The organism is Neobacillus sp. FSL H8-0543, from assembly GCF_038592905.1.
Classification (GTDB): domain Bacteria; phylum Bacillota; class Bacilli; order Bacillales; family Cytobacillaceae; genus Neobacillus.
In genome coordinates, this window is sequence record NZ_CP151943.1 from 3,697,399 (window position 1) to 3,714,360 (window position 16,962).

The 16,962-nt window shown below is 34.9% G+C and carries 21 protein-coding genes, 1 pseudogene and 1 riboswitch; of the genes and pseudogenes, 15 read left to right on the forward strand and 7 right to left on the reverse strand.

Annotated features, from left to right (window positions below):
* Window positions 1-129 precede the first annotated feature (129 nt).
* Together NSS81_RS18490 and NSS81_RS18495 are read left to right on the forward strand one after the other, a co-directional pair.
* Window positions 130-588, forward strand: coding sequence for an alcohol dehydrogenase catalytic domain-containing protein (locus tag NSS81_RS18490; protein ID WP_342430107.1), 459 nt, complete (start codon window positions 130-132; stop codon window positions 586-588).
* A 98-nt stretch (window positions 589-686) separates the two neighbouring features.
* On the forward strand, window positions 687-1,094 hold the full coding sequence (locus NSS81_RS18495) for a zinc-binding dehydrogenase (RefSeq protein WP_342434072.1): 408 nt from the start codon (window positions 687-689) through the stop codon (window positions 1,092-1,094).
* 236 nt (window positions 1,095-1,330) lie between these two features.
* Here NSS81_RS18495 and NSS81_RS18500 read toward each other — a convergent pair whose 3' ends face one another.
* Window positions 1,331-1,498 carry a DUF6429 family protein gene (locus NSS81_RS18500; RefSeq protein ID WP_342430108.1) on the reverse strand — a complete coding sequence of 56 codons (168 nt, stop codon included), beginning with the start codon at window positions 1,496-1,498 and terminating at the stop codon, window positions 1,331-1,333.
* A gap of 86 nt (window positions 1,499-1,584) precedes the next feature.
* Here NSS81_RS18500 and NSS81_RS18505 point away from each other — a divergent pair, with 86 nt between their 5' ends.
* The gene (locus tag NSS81_RS18505) at window positions 1,585-1,821 is read left to right on the forward strand and encodes a hypothetical protein (RefSeq protein ID WP_342430109.1); all 237 of its coding nucleotides are present in this window, start codon (window positions 1,585-1,587) and stop codon (window positions 1,819-1,821) included.
* A 546-nt stretch (window positions 1,822-2,367) separates the two neighbouring features.
* Window positions 2,368-2,565 carry a hypothetical protein gene (locus tag NSS81_RS18510; RefSeq protein ID WP_342430110.1) on the forward strand — a complete coding sequence of 66 codons (198 nt, stop codon included), beginning with the start codon at window positions 2,368-2,370 and terminating at the stop codon, window positions 2,563-2,565.
* Between the two features lie 796 nt (window positions 2,566-3,361).
* Here the strand turns inward: NSS81_RS18510 and NSS81_RS18515 are convergent.
* The gene (locus NSS81_RS18515; protein ID WP_342430111.1) at window positions 3,362-3,667 is read right to left on the reverse strand and encodes a hypothetical protein; all 306 of its coding nucleotides are present in this window, start codon (window positions 3,665-3,667) and stop codon (window positions 3,362-3,364) included.
* 255 nt (window positions 3,668-3,922) lie between these two features.
* On the opposite strand from NSS81_RS18515, the gene NSS81_RS18520 reads away from it, so the two are divergent.
* The 6 genes from NSS81_RS18520 to NSS81_RS18545 all read left to right on the forward strand — a co-directional run bounded on the left by NSS81_RS18520 (window position 3,923) and on the right by NSS81_RS18545 (window position 6,523).
* Complete coding sequence (locus NSS81_RS18520) at window positions 3,923-4,420, forward strand: GNAT family N-acetyltransferase (protein WP_342430112.1); 498 nt, start codon at window positions 3,923-3,925, stop codon at window positions 4,418-4,420.
* 156 nt (window positions 4,421-4,576) lie between these two features.
* Window positions 4,577-4,831, forward strand: coding sequence for an HXXEE domain-containing protein (locus tag NSS81_RS18525; RefSeq protein WP_342430113.1), 255 nt, complete (start codon window positions 4,577-4,579; stop codon window positions 4,829-4,831).
* Window positions 4,832-4,869: 38 nt separating this feature from the next.
* Complete coding sequence (locus NSS81_RS18530; protein ID WP_342434073.1) at window positions 4,870-5,112, forward strand: HXXEE domain-containing protein; 243 nt, start codon at window positions 4,870-4,872, stop codon at window positions 5,110-5,112.
* A gap of 356 nt (window positions 5,113-5,468) precedes the next feature.
* Entirely contained in the window at window positions 5,469-5,669 is a 201-nt protein-coding gene (locus NSS81_RS18535; RefSeq protein WP_342430114.1) for a hypothetical protein, read from the forward strand.
* Between the two features lie 201 nt (window positions 5,670-5,870).
* Window positions 5,871-6,146: a DUF3986 family protein gene (locus tag NSS81_RS18540; protein ID WP_342430115.1), complete on the forward strand. Its 276-nt coding sequence runs from the start codon at window positions 5,871-5,873 to the stop codon at window positions 6,144-6,146.
* A 128-nt stretch (window positions 6,147-6,274) separates the two neighbouring features.
* The gene (locus NSS81_RS18545) at window positions 6,275-6,523 is read left to right on the forward strand and encodes a DUF2750 domain-containing protein (RefSeq protein WP_342430116.1); all 249 of its coding nucleotides are present in this window, start codon (window positions 6,275-6,277) and stop codon (window positions 6,521-6,523) included.
* Window positions 6,524-6,891: 368 nt separating this feature from the next.
* Here NSS81_RS18545 and NSS81_RS18550 read toward each other — a convergent pair.
* From NSS81_RS18550 to NSS81_RS18560, 3 genes and pseudogenes are all read right to left on the reverse strand, one after another.
* Window positions 6,892-8,162 (reverse strand): annotated as a pseudogene (locus NSS81_RS18550) (IS110 family transposase).
* 509 nt (window positions 8,163-8,671) lie between these two features.
* Window positions 8,672-9,631 (reverse strand): NADP-dependent oxidoreductase, encoded by a 960-nt coding sequence (locus NSS81_RS18555; protein ID WP_342430117.1) that lies wholly within the window; start codon window positions 9,629-9,631, stop codon window positions 8,672-8,674.
* Window positions 9,632-9,637: 6 nt separating this feature from the next.
* Window positions 9,638-11,020, reverse strand: coding sequence for an MFS transporter (locus NSS81_RS18560; RefSeq protein ID WP_342430118.1), 1,383 nt, complete (start codon window positions 11,018-11,020; stop codon window positions 9,638-9,640).
* A 125-nt stretch (window positions 11,021-11,145) separates the two neighbouring features.
* Between NSS81_RS18560 and NSS81_RS18565 the strand changes: the two genes are divergently transcribed.
* From NSS81_RS18565 to NSS81_RS18585, 5 genes are all read left to right on the forward strand, one after another.
* A complete protein-coding gene (locus NSS81_RS18565) occupies window positions 11,146-12,027 on the forward strand; it encodes a LysR family transcriptional regulator (protein WP_342430119.1) in 882 nt (293 codons plus the stop codon).
* Between the two features lie 232 nt (window positions 12,028-12,259).
* The gene (locus NSS81_RS18570; RefSeq protein ID WP_342430120.1) at window positions 12,260-12,874 is read left to right on the forward strand and encodes an N-acetyltransferase; all 615 of its coding nucleotides are present in this window, start codon (window positions 12,260-12,262) and stop codon (window positions 12,872-12,874) included.
* A 75-nt stretch (window positions 12,875-12,949) separates the two neighbouring features.
* The gene (locus NSS81_RS18575) at window positions 12,950-13,138 is read left to right on the forward strand and encodes a helix-turn-helix domain-containing protein (RefSeq protein WP_342430121.1); all 189 of its coding nucleotides are present in this window, start codon (window positions 12,950-12,952) and stop codon (window positions 13,136-13,138) included.
* Between the two features lie 662 nt (window positions 13,139-13,800).
* Window positions 13,801-13,883: riboswitch (cyclic di-GMP riboswitch) on the reverse strand.
* Between the two features lie 204 nt (window positions 13,884-14,087).
* A complete protein-coding gene (locus NSS81_RS18580) occupies window positions 14,088-14,729 on the forward strand; it encodes a hypothetical protein (RefSeq protein WP_342430122.1) in 642 nt (213 codons plus the stop codon).
* A 237-nt stretch (window positions 14,730-14,966) separates the two neighbouring features.
* The gene (locus tag NSS81_RS18585) at window positions 14,967-15,176 is read left to right on the forward strand and encodes a hypothetical protein (protein WP_342430123.1); all 210 of its coding nucleotides are present in this window, start codon (window positions 14,967-14,969) and stop codon (window positions 15,174-15,176) included.
* A 324-nt stretch (window positions 15,177-15,500) separates the two neighbouring features.
* On the opposite strand, the gene NSS81_RS18590 is transcribed toward NSS81_RS18585, so the two are convergent.
* Window positions 15,501-15,932, reverse strand: coding sequence for a phosphatase PAP2 family protein (locus tag NSS81_RS18590; RefSeq protein WP_342434074.1), 432 nt, complete (start codon window positions 15,930-15,932; stop codon window positions 15,501-15,503).
* A gap of 68 nt (window positions 15,933-16,000) precedes the next feature.
* Entirely contained in the window at window positions 16,001-16,789 is a 789-nt protein-coding gene (locus tag NSS81_RS18595) for an alpha/beta hydrolase (RefSeq protein WP_342430124.1), read from the reverse strand.
* Window positions 16,790-16,962: the final 173 nt, after the last annotated feature.

Sequence of the window (16,962 nt, forward strand, 5' to 3'; positions counted from 1 at the left end):
ACATAAAGAATTATTATAATTTTTAATAAATTTACATTAAATATAAAGTATAATCAAAATGTTAATTGTTTATATAAATGAGTAGTATGCCGTCTCAACTTACAACCCAAATGAAAAGGAGAAATTTTTATGAGAGCGATGGTTTACCATAAATATGGTACAAAAGACGTGCTTAAACTTACAGAATTAGATGTGCCTAAACCAAAGGACAATGAAATCCTCGTAAACGTTAAAGCGGTATCGGTAAATTCTTGGGACTGGGATCTACTAAGAGGGAAGCCGTTCTTATCTCGTATTGGAGGATTAATAAAGCCAAAATATAAAATTTTAGGTGCAGATATTGCAGGGCGAGTTGAGGTTGTAGGTAAAGACATAAAACAGTTTCAACCAGGTGATGAAGTTTTTGGTGACATTTCTTGGTGTGGTTGGGGTGGATATGCTGAATACATAAGTGTACGTGAAGAGGCTTTAACGCTAAGCCAGCTACTATGTCTTACGAGGAAGCAGCAGCAATACCTCAAGCTGCTGTCTTTGCGTTACAGGCACTCCGTGATAAAGGGAAAATTAAGGAAGGACAAATGGTTCTAATAAATGGTGCTGGGGGAGGCGTAGGGACTTTTGGATTGCAGATTGCAAAATAATATAGGGCTGAGGTAACGTGTGTAGACAATTCGAGAAAATTGGAAATGCTTCAGTCAATTGGAGCGGATTATGTTATTGACTACACACAAGAGGATTTCACCAAGAAAGGTAAATGTTATGATCTAGTTATTGATGTAGTAGGAAATAGATCAGCCCTTGATTACAAGCGTATATTAAAACCTTTGGGCACTTATGTTATGGTGGGAGGTTCATTTTCTCGAATTTTACAAGTAATTTTCGTTGCTCCAATAATCTCTAAAACTGAACGTAAGAATATGAATGTTCTTATACACAAACCTAACGGAAAAGACCAAAAGTTTCTATCTGAGCTTTTTGAAGCTGGCAAGTTAGTACCTGTTATTGACAAAAGGTACTCTTTAAGTGAGGTTGAAGAGGCTATTCGATATCTTGGAGAAGGAAACGCAAAGGGAAAAGTTGTCATCACTGTATGAAAACTATTAAGGAATAATAACGAAGAGACAGAAGGTTGGCGATATTTTCAGGTGGTATCGCCTATTCTAATCAAGGGTTTCTTATTGCTTGTGAAGTAATTCACTTAAAGTAACGGGGGCTTGAGTTCAAGGGTATGCTTAATAAATAACGCAACACTTTTTTTACGAAAGGTACAGGAAAATCTCGTTTGAGAGACCCCTTATTGTTCTTCTATATTATATTTCTTCATCAGTTTCTAGGCTTGTTCGATTCCTTTTTCTGCTAGATACACTGATTTTGATTGCTTGCTGCCACGAATGTAATCATTCTCTGTTAATTCATTTAGTGAATCAAAAGGATAACCTTTCCAACTTCTCTGAGCATCCCCTAATCCATAATTTTCTGGAAAAGATGTTAAATGCAATAATATTAACGTTAATTCATGGAATTTAAAGATTGTTTAATTAATTTTAGTAAATTTACGACATAGTTTTGTGGGAGTGGAAAAGTATGGATTATTCATTCGCGGAGTATGAAAGAGATATAGAAATGGGGCACGAAATTGAGTTTAGGTATAAAGGGAAAGTATATATAAATATTAATGCAAAAGATGGGTATGGATTTAGGGGAGATTTTAAAGACATTGTTTATTATAAAACCCCTCAAGAACTTTTGGATAACGGAACGATAAATGGAAAAAAATTGAGGGATATATGGGACGAAGTTGCGGTTATTACCATATTTTAAATTGTTGTTAAAACTATCTTGTCTTATCCAACGGGGGCAAGAGTTACACAAGGAGGTGCTGCGGCAGCTCCTTTTAATATTGAGCTAACAGGGCAGGTTTGTTCAAGAAAAATTCATTCTAAATAAAGGAACGGAACCTAATAAATGGTATGATTTAAAAAAAGCGGAGAACTTTTTATGAACGGAGAAAAATTTTATGGGCAAAAGAGTCTTGATTTCTGCATTTATTGCTACAATTCTTGTCATAGTTATTCGTGCTATACTTCGTGACAATGGGATTCATAACTTTTTTAGCGAAAATTCAATAGGTGGATTTTTAATACAATGGAGCATTTATGTATTCCTTATATTGTTTTTTAAAAAGAAGGTATGAAAGAAAAGACTTTTGCATTTGTAACATCTTAGTTCAACTAACGGGTGCGTTTAATTAATAAGCAAAACGGGTCCATAATAAAATTTGCATTGTTCATTCTCAAATGGAAAAATAACGGTAGGCTATCACTTTTAACGTTGAAACTTTATTGGCGTTATCAATTAGGAGGCAATATGAGTGTAGGTAAACAGTTAATATTAGGATTATCAATCTATTCAGTATCGGCAGTAATAATATTTGGGTTACTTTGGTATTTTAATCCTTCTCTAAATGAATATCTTAGGAGTGCAATTACTACTTCTCCTATTTTAATATCCTTTGTCCTGACACGAATAATTGTTGATAGAATTAAAACAAAACAAAATGATTAATATCAGGATGTCCTCCTTGTTAACTAAACAAAAGATAAGGTTCTTACCCAACTAACGGGGGCTTTAGTGAAAGTATAAGGAGTTGCTTAGGCGACTCTTTCTTGTTGAACTAAAGACGCAGGTTAATTGAAGAATGATTTTTATATAGTACATTTTAATTTAGATTCATTTTTGTTTTTGTTTGAGAAACCTTAAGCGAATATATACCCCTAAACAAATTAAGCCTATAATAGCGTTGAGTATAACTTCCCACAATGGAGAGTAAAAGGATTTAGAAATTGCCCCTATTTCAAAAGCTAAGAACAAAATAAGCCAAACCCACGACTTATAGCGTTGATAATAAAATGATAACAATTTAAACAACTCCTTAGTTTTCTATCAGTCTATATTTTACACTATTTAGAAATATCTGTAATGAACCTTTTTCGTCAAATTGAAAGTAAAAGGGATATTGAAACTATGCTGTTCTTTTGTGATTTAGTCTCACACTTTTAATTTATTCGAAGCAAGATTGTGAAGTTTGTACTTAATGCTAATGGGGGCGATGCTTCAATTACGAAGGATCGCTTTTTCTTTTTCAAGTAACTGGGAAGGTTAGGTGAAGAACATGAAGAATATGAGTTTTTTGTTAAACGTTCTTGGTGCATATAATATCAAAAGAAAAAGAACCCATTATTGAGTTCTTCCTCTAGACATTTCACCCGTTAGCCACCCATGCAGCAGTTCTTCAACATCTGAGGTTAACGGGGAATTTACATTTCCTTGTTAAATTGATTGGAATCTTTATGAAAAATAGCTACTTATTTATAGGTTTAATATTATTACTCACATCACGATTATTGGATGCTGTATTGTTATCTGCTTCAGCCGTCTCCACCATCTCCACCATCTGGTTACCAATAACACCGCCTGAAACACCGCCTATAACAGTACCAATTAGTCCAAATGGAGCACCTATCATAGCACCCGCAACGGCATCATTAAAAGTTCCAACTGCTTCACCAAAGTCACTGGTACCTTGATTAGCATTACTCCCAGCCTGGTTGTTGCCACTTTCTTCTACATTCCCACCAAAGTTATTGCGTTCGTCACTGTGATTCATCTATTCACTTCCTCGTTTATTAATAGGGAATATGTTAAATATGAACGGACACCATTCTAAACATATACTACCCAGTTGAAGTAGTTTTACTCACTATATGTTTAGGAAGCACGCTTTAACCTCATTAATGCAGCTATAAAGGTATACACCAAGGGCATTGCGTTAAAAAGGTGCTTTTTTGTTTTTCAACAAACGGTCAAGTTAGTTAAACAAGATATTGTATAATATTGGTTATTAATTGATTGGGGGAATCAAATGTTAATCAGAGAAATAAATCCTGATGATGCTGAAGGTCTAGTGAAATTAATTTATCAAGTTGAAAGTGAGTCCCACTTTATGCTCTTCGAATCAGGAGAAAGAAAAATTAGTCCAGAGGAGCAGGAAAAAAGAATTGAAGCAATGAGGAAAACTGAGAATTCGACCATTTCCATTGCAGAAGAAAATAATGAATTAGTTGGTTATTTAATTGCTATTGGCGGCTACGCCCAAAAAAACAAGCATTCCGTATATCTTGTTATTGGTGTCTTGGCTCAATATCGAGGGGGTGGTATCGGAACAAAACTATTTCAACAATTAGAGAATTGGGCAAAAGAACATAATATTCACCGCTTAGAATTGACCGTAATGACCCGAAATGTTGCTGGAAATGGGCTATATAAGAAAATGGGGTTTAAAATTGAAGGAACAAAAAGGCATTCGCTATATTTTGAAGGTGAATTTGTAGATGAATATTATATGTCTAAACTGTTATAAAAAGATCTGTTAAAGTAAGGAGTGGTTAAGAACAATATGTACGGCTGCTTTGACAGACATTTTTCTTCTTCAACTAAAGGTGCTGGTTAGTTGAAGAAAGAATGCCAAGTAAATTTAAAATAAAATAAGAGAAGTTTTATGGAAAGGATGGGGATTATGGAACAGTGGGTTGATGTTCAAACACTTATCTGGTTATTTCCAATTATGTTTATCCTTCATGATTTTGAAGAAATTATTATGGTTGAAAGGTGGATGAAGAGAAATTCAACTATAATATATGACATATTGCCGAAAAGAATTGCGGATAGAGTAATTAAACAATTTTCTATGTCAACAGCCCAGTTTGCAGTTGTCGTATTAGTTATTTTCCTATTCGTAAGTAGTTCAACAGTTATGGCAACCAATATGTAATTCAAGGTTTACTTGGTAATATTTATATTTTTACCATTATTACAACGGTTTTTTTTCTACACGCTTTTACTCATATTGGTCAATCTATCATTCTTCGTTCAGTTACGCCCGGTGCATTTACTTCGTTGATTGTTATCATTCCATACAGTTTAGTTTTATATCGTTCATTATTAGTGAATGAAGTAATTACATGGGAAATTATTTTTCTATGCTTACCTTTTTGTCTCTTAATTATCCCAGTTGCTTTGCTTGCTCATTGGATTGGAAAAAAAGTAGTATAGAAATCTAATATGCTAATTTTACTACCATGAAAATAAGTTTCTTCAACATTAGAAAAATGACAATACTTAAGAAGACCCTGCTCAATCGTTAAAAAAAGAGGAGAGTGGTAATTAAAAAGTCTATGGATTAGGGTTGACTGGATTAAGGTCAGTATCAGTATTGACACTTCCTAACCATTTTCATTCTCTGTGGTGCAGTACTGATTTTGGCTGCATGGATGGCTAACGGGGTGCGTTTCTTCAATTGTAGTGACGCTTTTTTACTAACGATGCAGGGTATTTTTTATAACATATTAAGGGAAATATAGTACTGTATAAAGATAAAGTTGAGAAGTTATTAAATGGAGGAGAAAGTTATGAAGAAATTTTTATCCAAGAATATACATTGGCTATTAATTATCTTTGTAGTGATAAATTTGATTATTGGCTTTACTAACTTTACATATTCAAAAAAAGATATTATAGCAATATTTTTTGGAATGGTTGGATTAATAGGGGTTACCTATCTTGCTTTTCATATAGAGGTTCAGAAAAGAAGGGAAAAAGAAGAAAAATGATATTCCAGCATAAACAAGTTTGAACATTATATACAATATAAAAACAGGTACTTCTTGAACAAACGGGTGCTTTACTACAATAAAGAGGGCTTGCTGATGCAGCCCTTTTTTTATTAAGCTAATTGGCAGGTTACATGAAGAAGGATTGTTAATTCTATCTGCCCTATTGTGTAATTTAAATGATAAAAATAGTGGTGCTTAATGGATATTTTGTATGATGATAAATATCATCTACATTTAGGTTATTACGAGGATAACTGTGATTATGAGTCGGTAGCACTTAAAAGACAATCTGAGGATGTATGGGATGTATTCTTTGATTTTAAAGGGTATGGGATTAATAATATTACACCAGAAAACGAATTGACTTTAGAACCATTTGGAACCAGAATATTTTCCATCGACAATAAAGAATTCGATTATGATATTGGAGTACAGCAGTTTAAGCGATGGTTATCCATTAATAAAATAATCTAAATCGTTATTAATTAAGATGACCGCTATGGCATTTTGTTGTTGGACTAACAGGCAGGTTAGCATAAGAAGGTATTGTAAAAGCAATGGAGAATAAATACCTTAACCTTTATTAAAAAGTAGGTGTTAGTTTGTCTCAATCGTCGGCACAATGGAGTGCATTTATAAAAGAAATTATTGAACATCGCAAAGTATGGACTATTAGGGACGAAGGTGGTATCCCTACCTCAACAAATATAGACGGTGAAACATCGATGCCATTTTGGTCTTTGAAATCAAGGGCGGAAAAAATCATTGAAAATGTTACTGCTTATAACGGATTCCAAGCATTTTATTCGCAGGATTTCATAACCCTTGATATGGATTTAACGATTAATTGAAAAGAGTTCAGATCATTACGGCTCCGTGAAGGCATAGTGAAATAAAGGAGTTAAATGAAACTCCATATTTTACCATGTGATGTACATTCTCCACGCCGCCCCTGGAGGCTTTCCCTCCCATGTCTCAACGGGTCATTTGCCCTATCATTCCTTCGTCATGCCTATCCAAGGGGGGGAGGCCAGTTATGCTAAAGTGATGGGTCAATGCCCTTTTGTTCAATAAATCTGGTACTCCGTACATATTTGAAATCCTGCGAATAAGCCAACATTCGATAAGTGTAAAACTATTAATCACACTTTATTATTATGATTATTGAAGTTTACCCTTTCGGGGAAACTAGTGAGTTTTTCTAAGAATCTATTAGTTCTTATGCTGCTAAGGAAGTTAAGGGTTGTAATCTTTCTGGGCAATAGGATTCATTTAGTTTGGCTATTCCTACAAATATTCGAGCCAGTTTACCAACCAATTTCATAATTGATTTCATCTTCTTGATATTTTTTACCTTTACATTTAATGTGTGAATAGCTTTAAACTCAGGGTTGTTCATGACAAGGCTCATCGTCGCTAAGTAGATGAAACGCCGCAGTCTAGATCTTCCCCGTTTAGAAATGACAATTTGACCTTTCCACTTTCCCAAACTTGCCTCAGCTAGGTGCAATCCTGCATGACGTAGTAAAGAATTGCCGTGGGCAAAGCCACTTAAATCTCCAGCTTCTCCTAAAATACCAGCCAATGAAATTTCACTAATTCCTTTAATGGTAAGCAAATGATTGGCATAAGGAATTTGTTTAAGTACTTCTGTTACTTGTTCTTCAACTCTTTCGAGTTGTGTTGTTGCGAGGTCATATTCCTCTAGTAATTGTTGTAGATGAAATTTATAAGCATCAAGTGCCTGCCTAGTACCAATCGAATGTTTGGCTAAATGTATAAGTAATTGGGCTTTTCTTAATCCAGGCTGTCTCTTCATCAGTGACTTCCACCCGTTAACAACGTTTTGAGGTTGCATTGAACGCAATTCCATCGGGGTAGGAAATAAGCGAAGGGTTGCGATTGCCCCTTTACCTTTCACGTCTTTAAACACTTGTCGGAGCTCTGGAAAGACAACAACTACCCAACGATTTAATTGGTTGATTGAACTAACTAGACGCTTAACAATCACGTCACGGTTAGACATAAGAACTCGAAGTTCTTCAAATGATTCAGAAGTTGGACGAACGATGGAATAGTAACCATTCTTCACCATATCAGCAATAACTAGTGCATCATTTTTATCGCTTTTTGACTGGGTATTATCTCGATTCTCTTTGTTCCTTTTTACATGGTACGGATTTACGGTTACTACATCAATATTCTGTTCGAAAAGCCATTTTGATAGATTAATCCAGTAACGTCCCGGTTCCATGCCGACTATAGTTGTATCTAAGTTATTGGTCCTTTTAAGTTTGTTAATCCAGTTTAATAAAATAGTAAATCCCTCATGTTATTTTCAAATGTGATAGGATCGCCGACAATAATTCCACGGAAATTTACAGCACGAGCGACATGAAATTGTTGAGCAATGTCCACACCAACAACAAGGTGTTTATCGGAAATTCTTTCTATTAGTTGATTTTGTTTATCTTGCATTTTAAACTTCATAGTAGGGGTTCCTCCTAAGATTTTGAGTTAGAGTGGTGTCTATACTCATATCTTACTGAGGAGCTCCTTTTTAATCAAAGTCAATAATTAACTCACTACAGGAATGCTAAAGAAGCAGTTTAGTTTAAGAGTACTATTCGATTAACAATCGGGCCAAATTGTTGAAGATCAGCAGGATTTAAAAGAGATGATCTAAAACTTAGGAGCTTCTGTATCAACTACAGAGCAAGTTACTCTTAAATTAAAATAATTGGTATTTGAACGATTTCACGGTTACCCTAATTCTTATTAAATAAAAGGGCGTAAGAATTATACAAAGATGGACTGTGTCATTAATTTGTTATAGGAGCTATTAATGAAAGAAGAACAAGAAATTATCGGGACGGATAAGCCACTTGTTCTTCTCATTCTATTTTTTATTTTTGTTGATAATAAAGTATTAAATTAAGTAAAAAGCTAATCAAACTATAACGGTCTTACAGGGTAAACATATTTCGCAATATGGGTTGTTAATCATTATCACCTTGAGCACCATCATATACTTTTAAAATAATGCGACCGCGCCCATGACCTTGTTGAGATATTTTATGTGCTTCATCCACTGTTTCTAATGAAACAAGTTTTGAAATGACGATCCTTAACTTTCTATCTGCAATCATTTGGGTAATTGTCTGAGAAATAATTTTCGTTTCCTCAGGATAATACGGAATAAACGGTTTTACTGTTTTTAGTCCATACATACGTATTTTATCAGCTGATGGCTGTTCAACTAAAGATAGAAGTTTCCCTCCTTTTTTCACAACGGACCAGGATCTTTCTAACGTATCTCCGCCCACCGTATCGACAACCAGGTCTACATCCTGGACTATGTTCTCAAAAGAGGCGGAAGTATAATCAATGACAGTGTCTACTCCTAATAAGGAAAGGAAGTCTAAATTTCTCCCTGAACTGGTTCCAATAACATGTGCTCCCTTCCATTTAGCCAATTGGACTGCAATAGAACCAAATCCTCCTGCTGCTCCATGAATCAGCACTTTTTCACCTTCCCTTAATTCTCCGTCCCTAAATAGAGTAAGCCACGCTAAAATAGCACTCCCAGGGATTGCTGCTGCCTCTTGAAATGTTATTGTTGAAGGTTTAGGAAAAAGTTCTTCTCTTGATGCTATGGTAAACTCAGCGTAAGTTCCATATTTGCTCCGTCCAAAGACCTCCTGTCCGATGTAAAAATCATGTACATTGCGGCCAATTTTCTCCACAGTTCCTGCAAATGTTGTCCCAGGGGTATAAGGAAAGATTGCGGGGCGACTATCCTTAAAGTAACCTTCACGGTATTTCCAATCATACGGAAGTACTCCAACGGTATGAACCCGAATTAACACCTCATCAGAGCTGGGCTGCGGAATAGGAATCCTTTCGAGTTTTAATTGTTCCGGTCCACCGTATTGGTAAACTCGAATGGCTTTCATCATAATGAATCATATCCTTTCTTTATTTTTTTGTAATAGTCGGCCATTTTCGTCTTCTACATAAAATGTGACAATTATCCAATTTAACATTGCCAGTATGAAAAATCCAAAGTATATAATACTGTATATTGCTGTTTGGCTATCGAAGGCAACAGGGTTTAAGGGAGGGAAATTGTTTAACTCGATTAATTTGGTAGTAATTGCTCCACATATGGCAATGGAAATAAAGTTTGACAAACTGTATACACCCATACCAATGCCTGATTGCTCTATAGATAGTTTTCTAGATATCCAATTGGTTAGAGATGGTTGCATAAAAACATATCCAATTTCCGTGAGAATAAGACATAAAGACATGACCCAATACGTATATCCCGAAAGAGATGAGAGTAAAAGAAAACCAATACTAAGAAGGAGGAGAGATAGCCTTATTACATATCTGCTTCCTTTTCGATCAGACAATGCCCCGCCATATGACCCTAACAAGCCTGAAGTAATAGCTGAAGGAGCCAATAGTAATCCAATCCAAAACCCATTTAATCCATAAAATTGACTGAAAAGCAATGGAGTGATCAGAAATACACCAAAATTGGCAGAGGTATTCACTGCACCCATTATGACTCCATAACGATAGGTAGCATCTTGAAAGAGGTGCATTGGAATAAAAGGATTAACAGATTTACTTTGCTGAATAAGGAATAAGATTAATAAACATACTGATCCAATAAAAAGCCAAACATTCAGTAGGGTAATAGCTTCCATTAGACAAATAATAAAGACTGTGAGTAATCCTGCACCCAGAAGGTTCACTTTTCCGGCATTTTTTTGTACATCATTCGGGAACCATTTGAGAATAAAAGGAAGAGTTAGAATAATGAACGTAGAAAATAGAAATAAAAAACGCCAATGCAAGATTCCGGTGAAAATCCCGCCCAATATCGGGCCAACTACTCCTGAAAATGCCATGACAGAGGCTAGAATCCCAAGTGCTTTTCCACGGCGTTCTGCATCAACATAGCGAACAGGGGCTATCATCGCTAAAGAGGGAATAGATGATACACCAATTCCTTGGATCACACGGCCAACAATTAACAGAGAGAAATCTGGAGCAATTAAACAAAAGATGGATCCGGCGGAAAATAAAAGAACCCCAAAAACAGCAAGACTCTTCATTCCAAAGTGATCTGATAATTTTCCGTATATTAGGGCACCTATTGCTGAAATGATTCCCGAAACAGTGACCACCCAACTGGCAATAGAAGGAGATATTGTAAACTGTTCAGATATATCAGGTAAAGCCACGTTCAACATAAAGCTGTTTATTATCGCAAATGGGACCATGAAACAAAGCAAACGAATGACACGAGTTTCTTGCAGGACTGAAAGCTTCATGGTTTCCAGACCTCCCTATAAGGATTGTCACCACATTAACAGTATATTTCTGAATACATATAATGGAAAATATATATTTGTTTATATAATGATAATGTTAAGCTTATGAAAGGAGTAAAAATGAAATGGATTTGCTTCAGCTAAAGTATTTTCAAAAGGTTGCTCAATTAAAACATTTGACACAGGCTGCAAACAAGCTATATATCTCACAACCTGCTCTTAGCCAAACCATCGCAAGGCTGGAAAAAGATATTGGAGTACCATTATTTAACCGTACAGGGAGACAAATTAATCTAAATGAGTATGGAAGGGTATTTTTGAAAAAAGTTGAGATAGCACTTAATGCATTAGAAGAAGGAAAACGAGAAATAGCTGATATGGCAGGACTGGAACGGGGAACAGTTTCTATCGACAGCACTTTTTTGCCTCATTTTTCTGATGTCATCAATTCTTTTCGAACTTTCTATCCGGACGTTCAATTTACTATTTCCCAGACTACAACAATAGAAAAGAAAGAGCAGCTCCTAGAAAGCGGCGTTATTGATTTTTCTATTTCTTGCAAACCGATTAACAAAAATGGAATTTCAAATATTCCAATTCAGACTGAAGAAATGTTGATTGCCGTTCCCTTTAAACATCTCCTAGCTAATCGGAAGAGCGTTAAATTAAGTGAAATTTCAAATGAAGATTTCATCCACTTTAAAAAGGGACATTCCTTTCGGGATGCAACAGATGAAATATGCCAAAAAGCGGGATTTACAATGAATGTTGTGTGTGAAGCAGACGATGCAAATACAATAAAGGAATTATTGAAATCAAATCTGGGAATTGCTTTTTGGTTAGAATCCTTGTTGGAAAAAGATATTCCATTTCATTATTTGCACATAGAGGAATCTGAAAGTCAACGGATCTATTATCTATCTTGGTCGGAAAAGAGATACTTATCATTGGCTGCACGGACCTTTCAGGAACTTCTCATTCAACACTATAATAATGGGGATAGTTAAGAAAAAATACTGTAAAAAAACCAAAAAGAAGTATTGGATAATCTCCATTCAGTTCGACTAAATGAAATTAGAGATAACACATTTTCCTCCACAATAGGGCGCTCTTTTCTGTAACAAGGAACAGCGCTTATTTTCATTAAAAGGCCAGATTGTTGAATATAATTTGACGATGTGTCGTATGAATTTATATTGAAAATATATTCATTCATTAAAAATGAAAGGAAAATGCTATATGAAATCTGGAGGTAATAAGTTTCTAATTGTAAAAGCCGATGAAGTTGATTTAGATGTAAGGACGCAAATGTCTGAAATTTTTGCGGAAGGCTTCACTCAATGGCTTGTTTTTTTTTCCAAAGATACAAACATCATTGCAAAGGCTTTTGCCCACATGATTGTATTAGATCAATTTTATATAGCTATAGCAAATGATAAAGTTGCAGGAGTGACGGCATGTACGGACGGGAAAACATCATCGGTAAGATTAAATAAAAAAGAGCTGAGAAAGCACTTAGGCTTCTTCAAGGGAAGCATGGCCAGGATCTTTTTAAAAAAGGAGTTTGAAGCCTCTTTTGAAAATTCCCCTCCCAATACAGGCTCGATTGAATTTGTTGGAACAGCTCCCGAATTCAAAGGACAGGGGGTAGCATCTCAAATCATCCAGCATATTTTCGAAAATACAACGTACAACAATTACGTTATTGAAGAAGTTGCTGATACGAATACTCCGGCAATGAATTTATATAAAAAATTGGGTTTTGAGGAGTATAAACGGAAGGCTATCCCGCAAAAGGTAGCGAAAAAAATTGGAATCAATAATTTTTTGTCTTTGAAATATGTGAAAAAATAAGAATGATTTTCCGCTAGATGATAGAGCGAAAAGGAGGGAGAGTTCTGGCCTAGAATAAATGAACAATATGAAGCAATGAGAACGGCAACTAAAAACAAAATTCATACTGCTTCAATTAAACTATTTGCAAAAAAAGGTTTTGCTGCAACTAGTGTTCAGGATATTGCAGACACTGCAGGAATCAGTACTAGACTCTTGTACCCTCATTATAAAACCAATATGATTTGTTTAATGAAGTTGTTTCATATGCCGCAGCAGGATTAGAAAAAAACGTTGAAACGTTTAAAAACGATTCGTCTCCAGTTTAAATGATTCGCAGATGGTTATATAACCTCCTAAATCCCTGTTTTTTTATTCAATTAAAAGGGGCCTTAGTGGAATAAGGAGCATTAAAATAATCAAACTTTTTTATAAAAAAATCATACCTAGTTATAAAAGAAACTCCATTATGATCAATCTTTTTTCAAAATGGAGTTTTTCTATTTGTTGTTAAATAAAGGTTGAAGAGAACTTTTAATCAGTCTTTTTTATAACGCTACAGCCTTTTTTGTTATTCCACAAACGGGGCAGCATTCCTGTAATGAATGAAAGTAATGGTTTCTTATTTCATAAGGAAGATCATCTTTGTGAAAGAATGTACTTAAACTATCGGGTGCTTTCCTTAAAGATCTGGCTGCAAAAATAGCAGCCTTTTTCTTATGCTTGGAATTTAATGATTTTTTAGATAAGTCTCTTGCACTCCTCTGTTTTGTTGCAACAACAAGACTAATCTACAAACCAGTATTTTCTTCTTGGTTTTCTTCTCCGATGCTTTTCTTTTTATATTATACGACATATTCACACCTCACAAAAAGGGAGTACTTAAAATTAGTTCCCCATTCTTCATCTAATTCTTTTTAATAACAATCAAAATGTCACTTCATCAAATAGAAAGCTCAGCCATCAAAGTAGGTACTTTAGATCTGTACTTTTACTTCCTAAACTTTCGAGAAGTTTGCCTTAATCTATTTATAGAACCAATGACATAAGACAATATAGTTAATTCGTATTTATATCTTTATTTTTGTCCGTTTTTGTCTAAATGTGTCAGAATTTTATGCTGAATGCAGGATTGCTGGAAAGCATTTATATGACAATATGACTAAATCAAAGCACATGTTCAGATTGTGATAAAAATGATAAAATTCCTATAGTACTGTATGGAGGTGGAGATTTGTCGATTAATATTTATCAAATTCATATTAAAACTGACAAGATGGATGAAATTAAGGATTTTTTAGTTAATTGGCTTGAGGATAAATATGGTTATCAACCTGAACTTCAATTAAATCAGGATTCCTTCTTCCCATTCTTTGAAAATGAAGTTCCGACACATTTTGCTTTAAGTGTATTGTATGAAGATTGGATATCTATCCTTCATGATTCCTATGACCAGCTTATTGATTTAACTTCCAGACTGTCTGCTACTTTCAATACGTTAGTCATCAATGCAATAGGTCAAAGTACAGTAGATACATATAATTTAAATATTTTTCAAGATGGAGATTTAATACGTAAAATAGACTGTGGTGAAGGTTATTTAGGTATCGAACAATACGGTGAACCACTCCCTTTTGAGAAGTCCCCAATTGGTAGAAAGTCTGTTTTAGAAGACGAAGACTCCGATTTTTTTGACAATAAAGATATGCAAGAGTATTGCCTTCATTTTAATATCGATATCTTAATTGATCCTTCCGTAAAAGATGGGTCATGGAAAGTCATAAAAATACAGAAAGAACCAGAACTCACAAGACCTCCCCATAAATTGTCTTTTATTAATAAAATCCTCCTTCATGATAAAAAGAAAAGGAATTAGAGATAACGAAATCGATTAATTTGATTGTGAAGTTTTGTACTTAAACGGGGTGCAAGAGTTCAATATCTAAGCTGTCATTATGGCTGCTTTTCTTTTTGTACAACGGTGAAGGATAGTTAAAGTTGCAACGTTTTAAGAACTCATTTAAGCTTCGCGTAAATCTGTCCTAATAGGGCAAAATATGTTACGGGATTGTGCTGGAAAGCACATGCCTATTTTAAATAAGGAGTGAGATGAGTGGCTGATAAAAACCAACGCAATCGTATCGATAATGATGCTGGCGAGGCAGTAGGAACTGGTGTAGGTGCTTTTACTGGGGATACCATGGCTTCTGCTCTTGATCCATTTGGTACTGTTGCAGGTGCTGTTGTTGGCAGAGCGCTGGACAATAAGGTCGGCGAAGGTGCCGATGAGACAAATGACAGTGTTACGAACCGAGAAGATTAGCCTTTAACCAAAATGAGGTACTGAATGCATTGGATTCCTCAAAAGGGAGTCCTTTTATTTTTATTAAGTTAATTCAGCTTTTTTTAGGTAAATTTCCAGTAAGATTGTGAATCAATTCACTTAAAGTAACGGGGGCTTTACTTTAACAAGGGTTAAGCCTTTTTTGTTGTTCCACTAACGGTCAGGATATCTGACGAGGGATGCCCCCGTAAAGTACGAACATCCCTTTTAATAAAAAATACGGATGGTACCATTTGGATATTATGATAGCCATATAGATAATGTGTCGTAGGATGATTGAGAGTTCAAGTTTTTAAGTCAGCTCTATTTTCTTTTTGAAATTTTAAATAATTTATGGATGATCGTACTTGTAAAAGAACCTAAAACTGCACTTCCTGCAATATCAGAGGGATAATGTTGTCCTACCCAAATTCGTGACAATCCCGTTAAAACCGAGAACCCCAACAGAATAGATCCCACGATGCGTTGATAAAAGAGGACTATTGTTGAAACGGCAAAAGTTAGTAAAGTATGTTTACTCGGAAAGGAAGAATCGAATTTAGAGGGGGTAAGTATACGTACTCTCCTATCTATAAATGGACGTGGCTTAAAATAAAATAACTTAGTTATAAAATGCATGAATAATGTAATCACGATAGACACTACTGCTTCAAAAAATACATTCCTTTTTCTAAAAAGCAGAAACACTAAAATAAAAAAGAAAACAAATTTGATCTTGTTGGAGGTAAGTATCATTAATTTATCGATAACCAAATAACGTCCAGAAAGTAAATTTATTACACGAAATAGTTTGACATCCAAGCTTATTCACCCCGTTTACTAGAATGTTTCTCAATAAATTGATAAATAACTTTATTCAATTCACTTGCTGCTTTTGTTGGGAGCTGATGTTTAATGCCTTCAACAAAGGTTATTTCGTTTTGAGGAAGTTTACTATGTAATTGTTGTGCATAACGAAAAAATGGTTTATCCTTTTCGCCATATATGAGGGAAATAGGCATATTGATTTTTTCAAGTTGATTCGAACTGTTATAGTCCAAACTGTAATCATAATATTGCAAGATGTTCCTTGCATCTCCTTTTTTTGCTTCTAGTAACATCTTCTCGAATAACTCTTCTGTATCTGAATTGCTTTTTGATATTGACCAAGCCAAAGCAGGCAATGCCCCAATTTTTACAAGGTTTTTAGCAAGAAGTATTCTGTTTTTTAGGCGCCAGTCACTAACCTCAGACATTCCACTAATAATGATTCCACCTAAAATACGCCCCGTTGATGTTGATAACAAAAATTCCAATAGGATAGATGCCCCTGCTGAATAGCCACATAAAAAGGCTTGTTTAATGTCCAGATGGTTCATTAGTTTTTTTATATCCTCTGCAATGAGTGGATAAGTAACGGGTTTGATTGAAAAAGGACTCCTTCCATGTCCACGTATATCAAAGGTAATGACCTGAAAATAACTGGATAGTTCTTCTTCCTGATATATGAAGTTTGTGGAAGTTAGAACAGGCGGATGAATAAAAATGATAGGAATCCCTTTTCCTTTTACAGAGTAGTAAAGGCTACTTTCATCAACTTCGAGGATTGGCATTATATCACCTCAATAAATAAAACCGTACTTTCATTTATTATTTGACATTTTTGTTGAATCATACAAAAAAGCTTGGTCTCCCTAACTTTTTTACAACTCAAATTCCCACCCATCCCTTAGAATGTTATATGTTCCTTGTTAGAAAGCTCGCTCCTTTCCGAAATTGGTAAGAA

Excerpts from the sequence above, each read along its gene's own strand:
- NSS81_RS18535 (WP_342430114.1), top strand. The coding sequence starts at position 5,469 with ATGAAGAAATTTTTATCCAAGAATATACATTGGCTATTAATTATCTTT.
- NSS81_RS18555 (WP_342430117.1), bottom strand. The coding sequence starts at position 9,631 with ATGATGAAAGCCATTCGAGTTTACCAATACGGTGGACCGGAACAATTA.
- NSS81_RS18505 (WP_342430109.1), top strand. The coding sequence starts at position 1,585 with ATGGATTATTCATTCGCGGAGTATGAAAGAGATATAGAAATGGGGCAC.
- NSS81_RS18495 (WP_342434072.1), top strand. The coding sequence starts at position 687 with ATGCTTCAGTCAATTGGAGCGGATTATGTTATTGACTACACACAAGAG.
- NSS81_RS18590 (WP_342434074.1), bottom strand. The coding sequence starts at position 15,932 with ATGATACTTACCTCCAACAAGATCAAATTTGTTTTCTTTTTTATTTTA.
- NSS81_RS18595 (WP_342430124.1), bottom strand. The coding sequence starts at position 16,789 with ATGCCAATCCTCGAAGTTGATGAAAGTAGCCTTTACTACTCTGTAAAA.
- NSS81_RS18510 (WP_342430110.1), top strand. The coding sequence starts at position 2,368 with ATGAGTGTAGGTAAACAGTTAATATTAGGATTATCAATCTATTCAGTA.
- NSS81_RS18560 (WP_342430118.1), bottom strand. The coding sequence starts at position 11,020 with ATGAAGCTTTCAGTCCTGCAAGAAACTCGTGTCATTCGTTTGCTTTGT.
- NSS81_RS18570 (WP_342430120.1), top strand. The coding sequence starts at position 12,260 with ATGAAATCTGGAGGTAATAAGTTTCTAATTGTAAAAGCCGATGAAGTT.
- NSS81_RS18490 (WP_342430107.1), top strand. The coding sequence starts at position 130 with ATGAGAGCGATGGTTTACCATAAATATGGTACAAAAGACGTGCTTAAA.
- NSS81_RS18540 (WP_342430115.1), top strand. The coding sequence starts at position 5,871 with ATGGATATTTTGTATGATGATAAATATCATCTACATTTAGGTTATTAC.
- NSS81_RS18565 (WP_342430119.1), top strand. The coding sequence starts at position 11,146 with ATGGATTTGCTTCAGCTAAAGTATTTTCAAAAGGTTGCTCAATTAAAA.
- NSS81_RS18525 (WP_342430113.1), top strand. The coding sequence starts at position 4,577 with ATGGAACAGTGGGTTGATGTTCAAACACTTATCTGGTTATTTCCAATT.
- NSS81_RS18520 (WP_342430112.1), top strand. The coding sequence starts at position 3,923 with ATGTTAATCAGAGAAATAAATCCTGATGATGCTGAAGGTCTAGTGAAA.
- NSS81_RS18575 (WP_342430121.1), top strand. The coding sequence starts at position 12,950 with ATGAGAACGGCAACTAAAAACAAAATTCATACTGCTTCAATTAAACTA.
- NSS81_RS18515 (WP_342430111.1), bottom strand. The coding sequence starts at position 3,667 with ATGAATCACAGTGACGAACGCAATAACTTTGGTGGGAATGTAGAAGAA.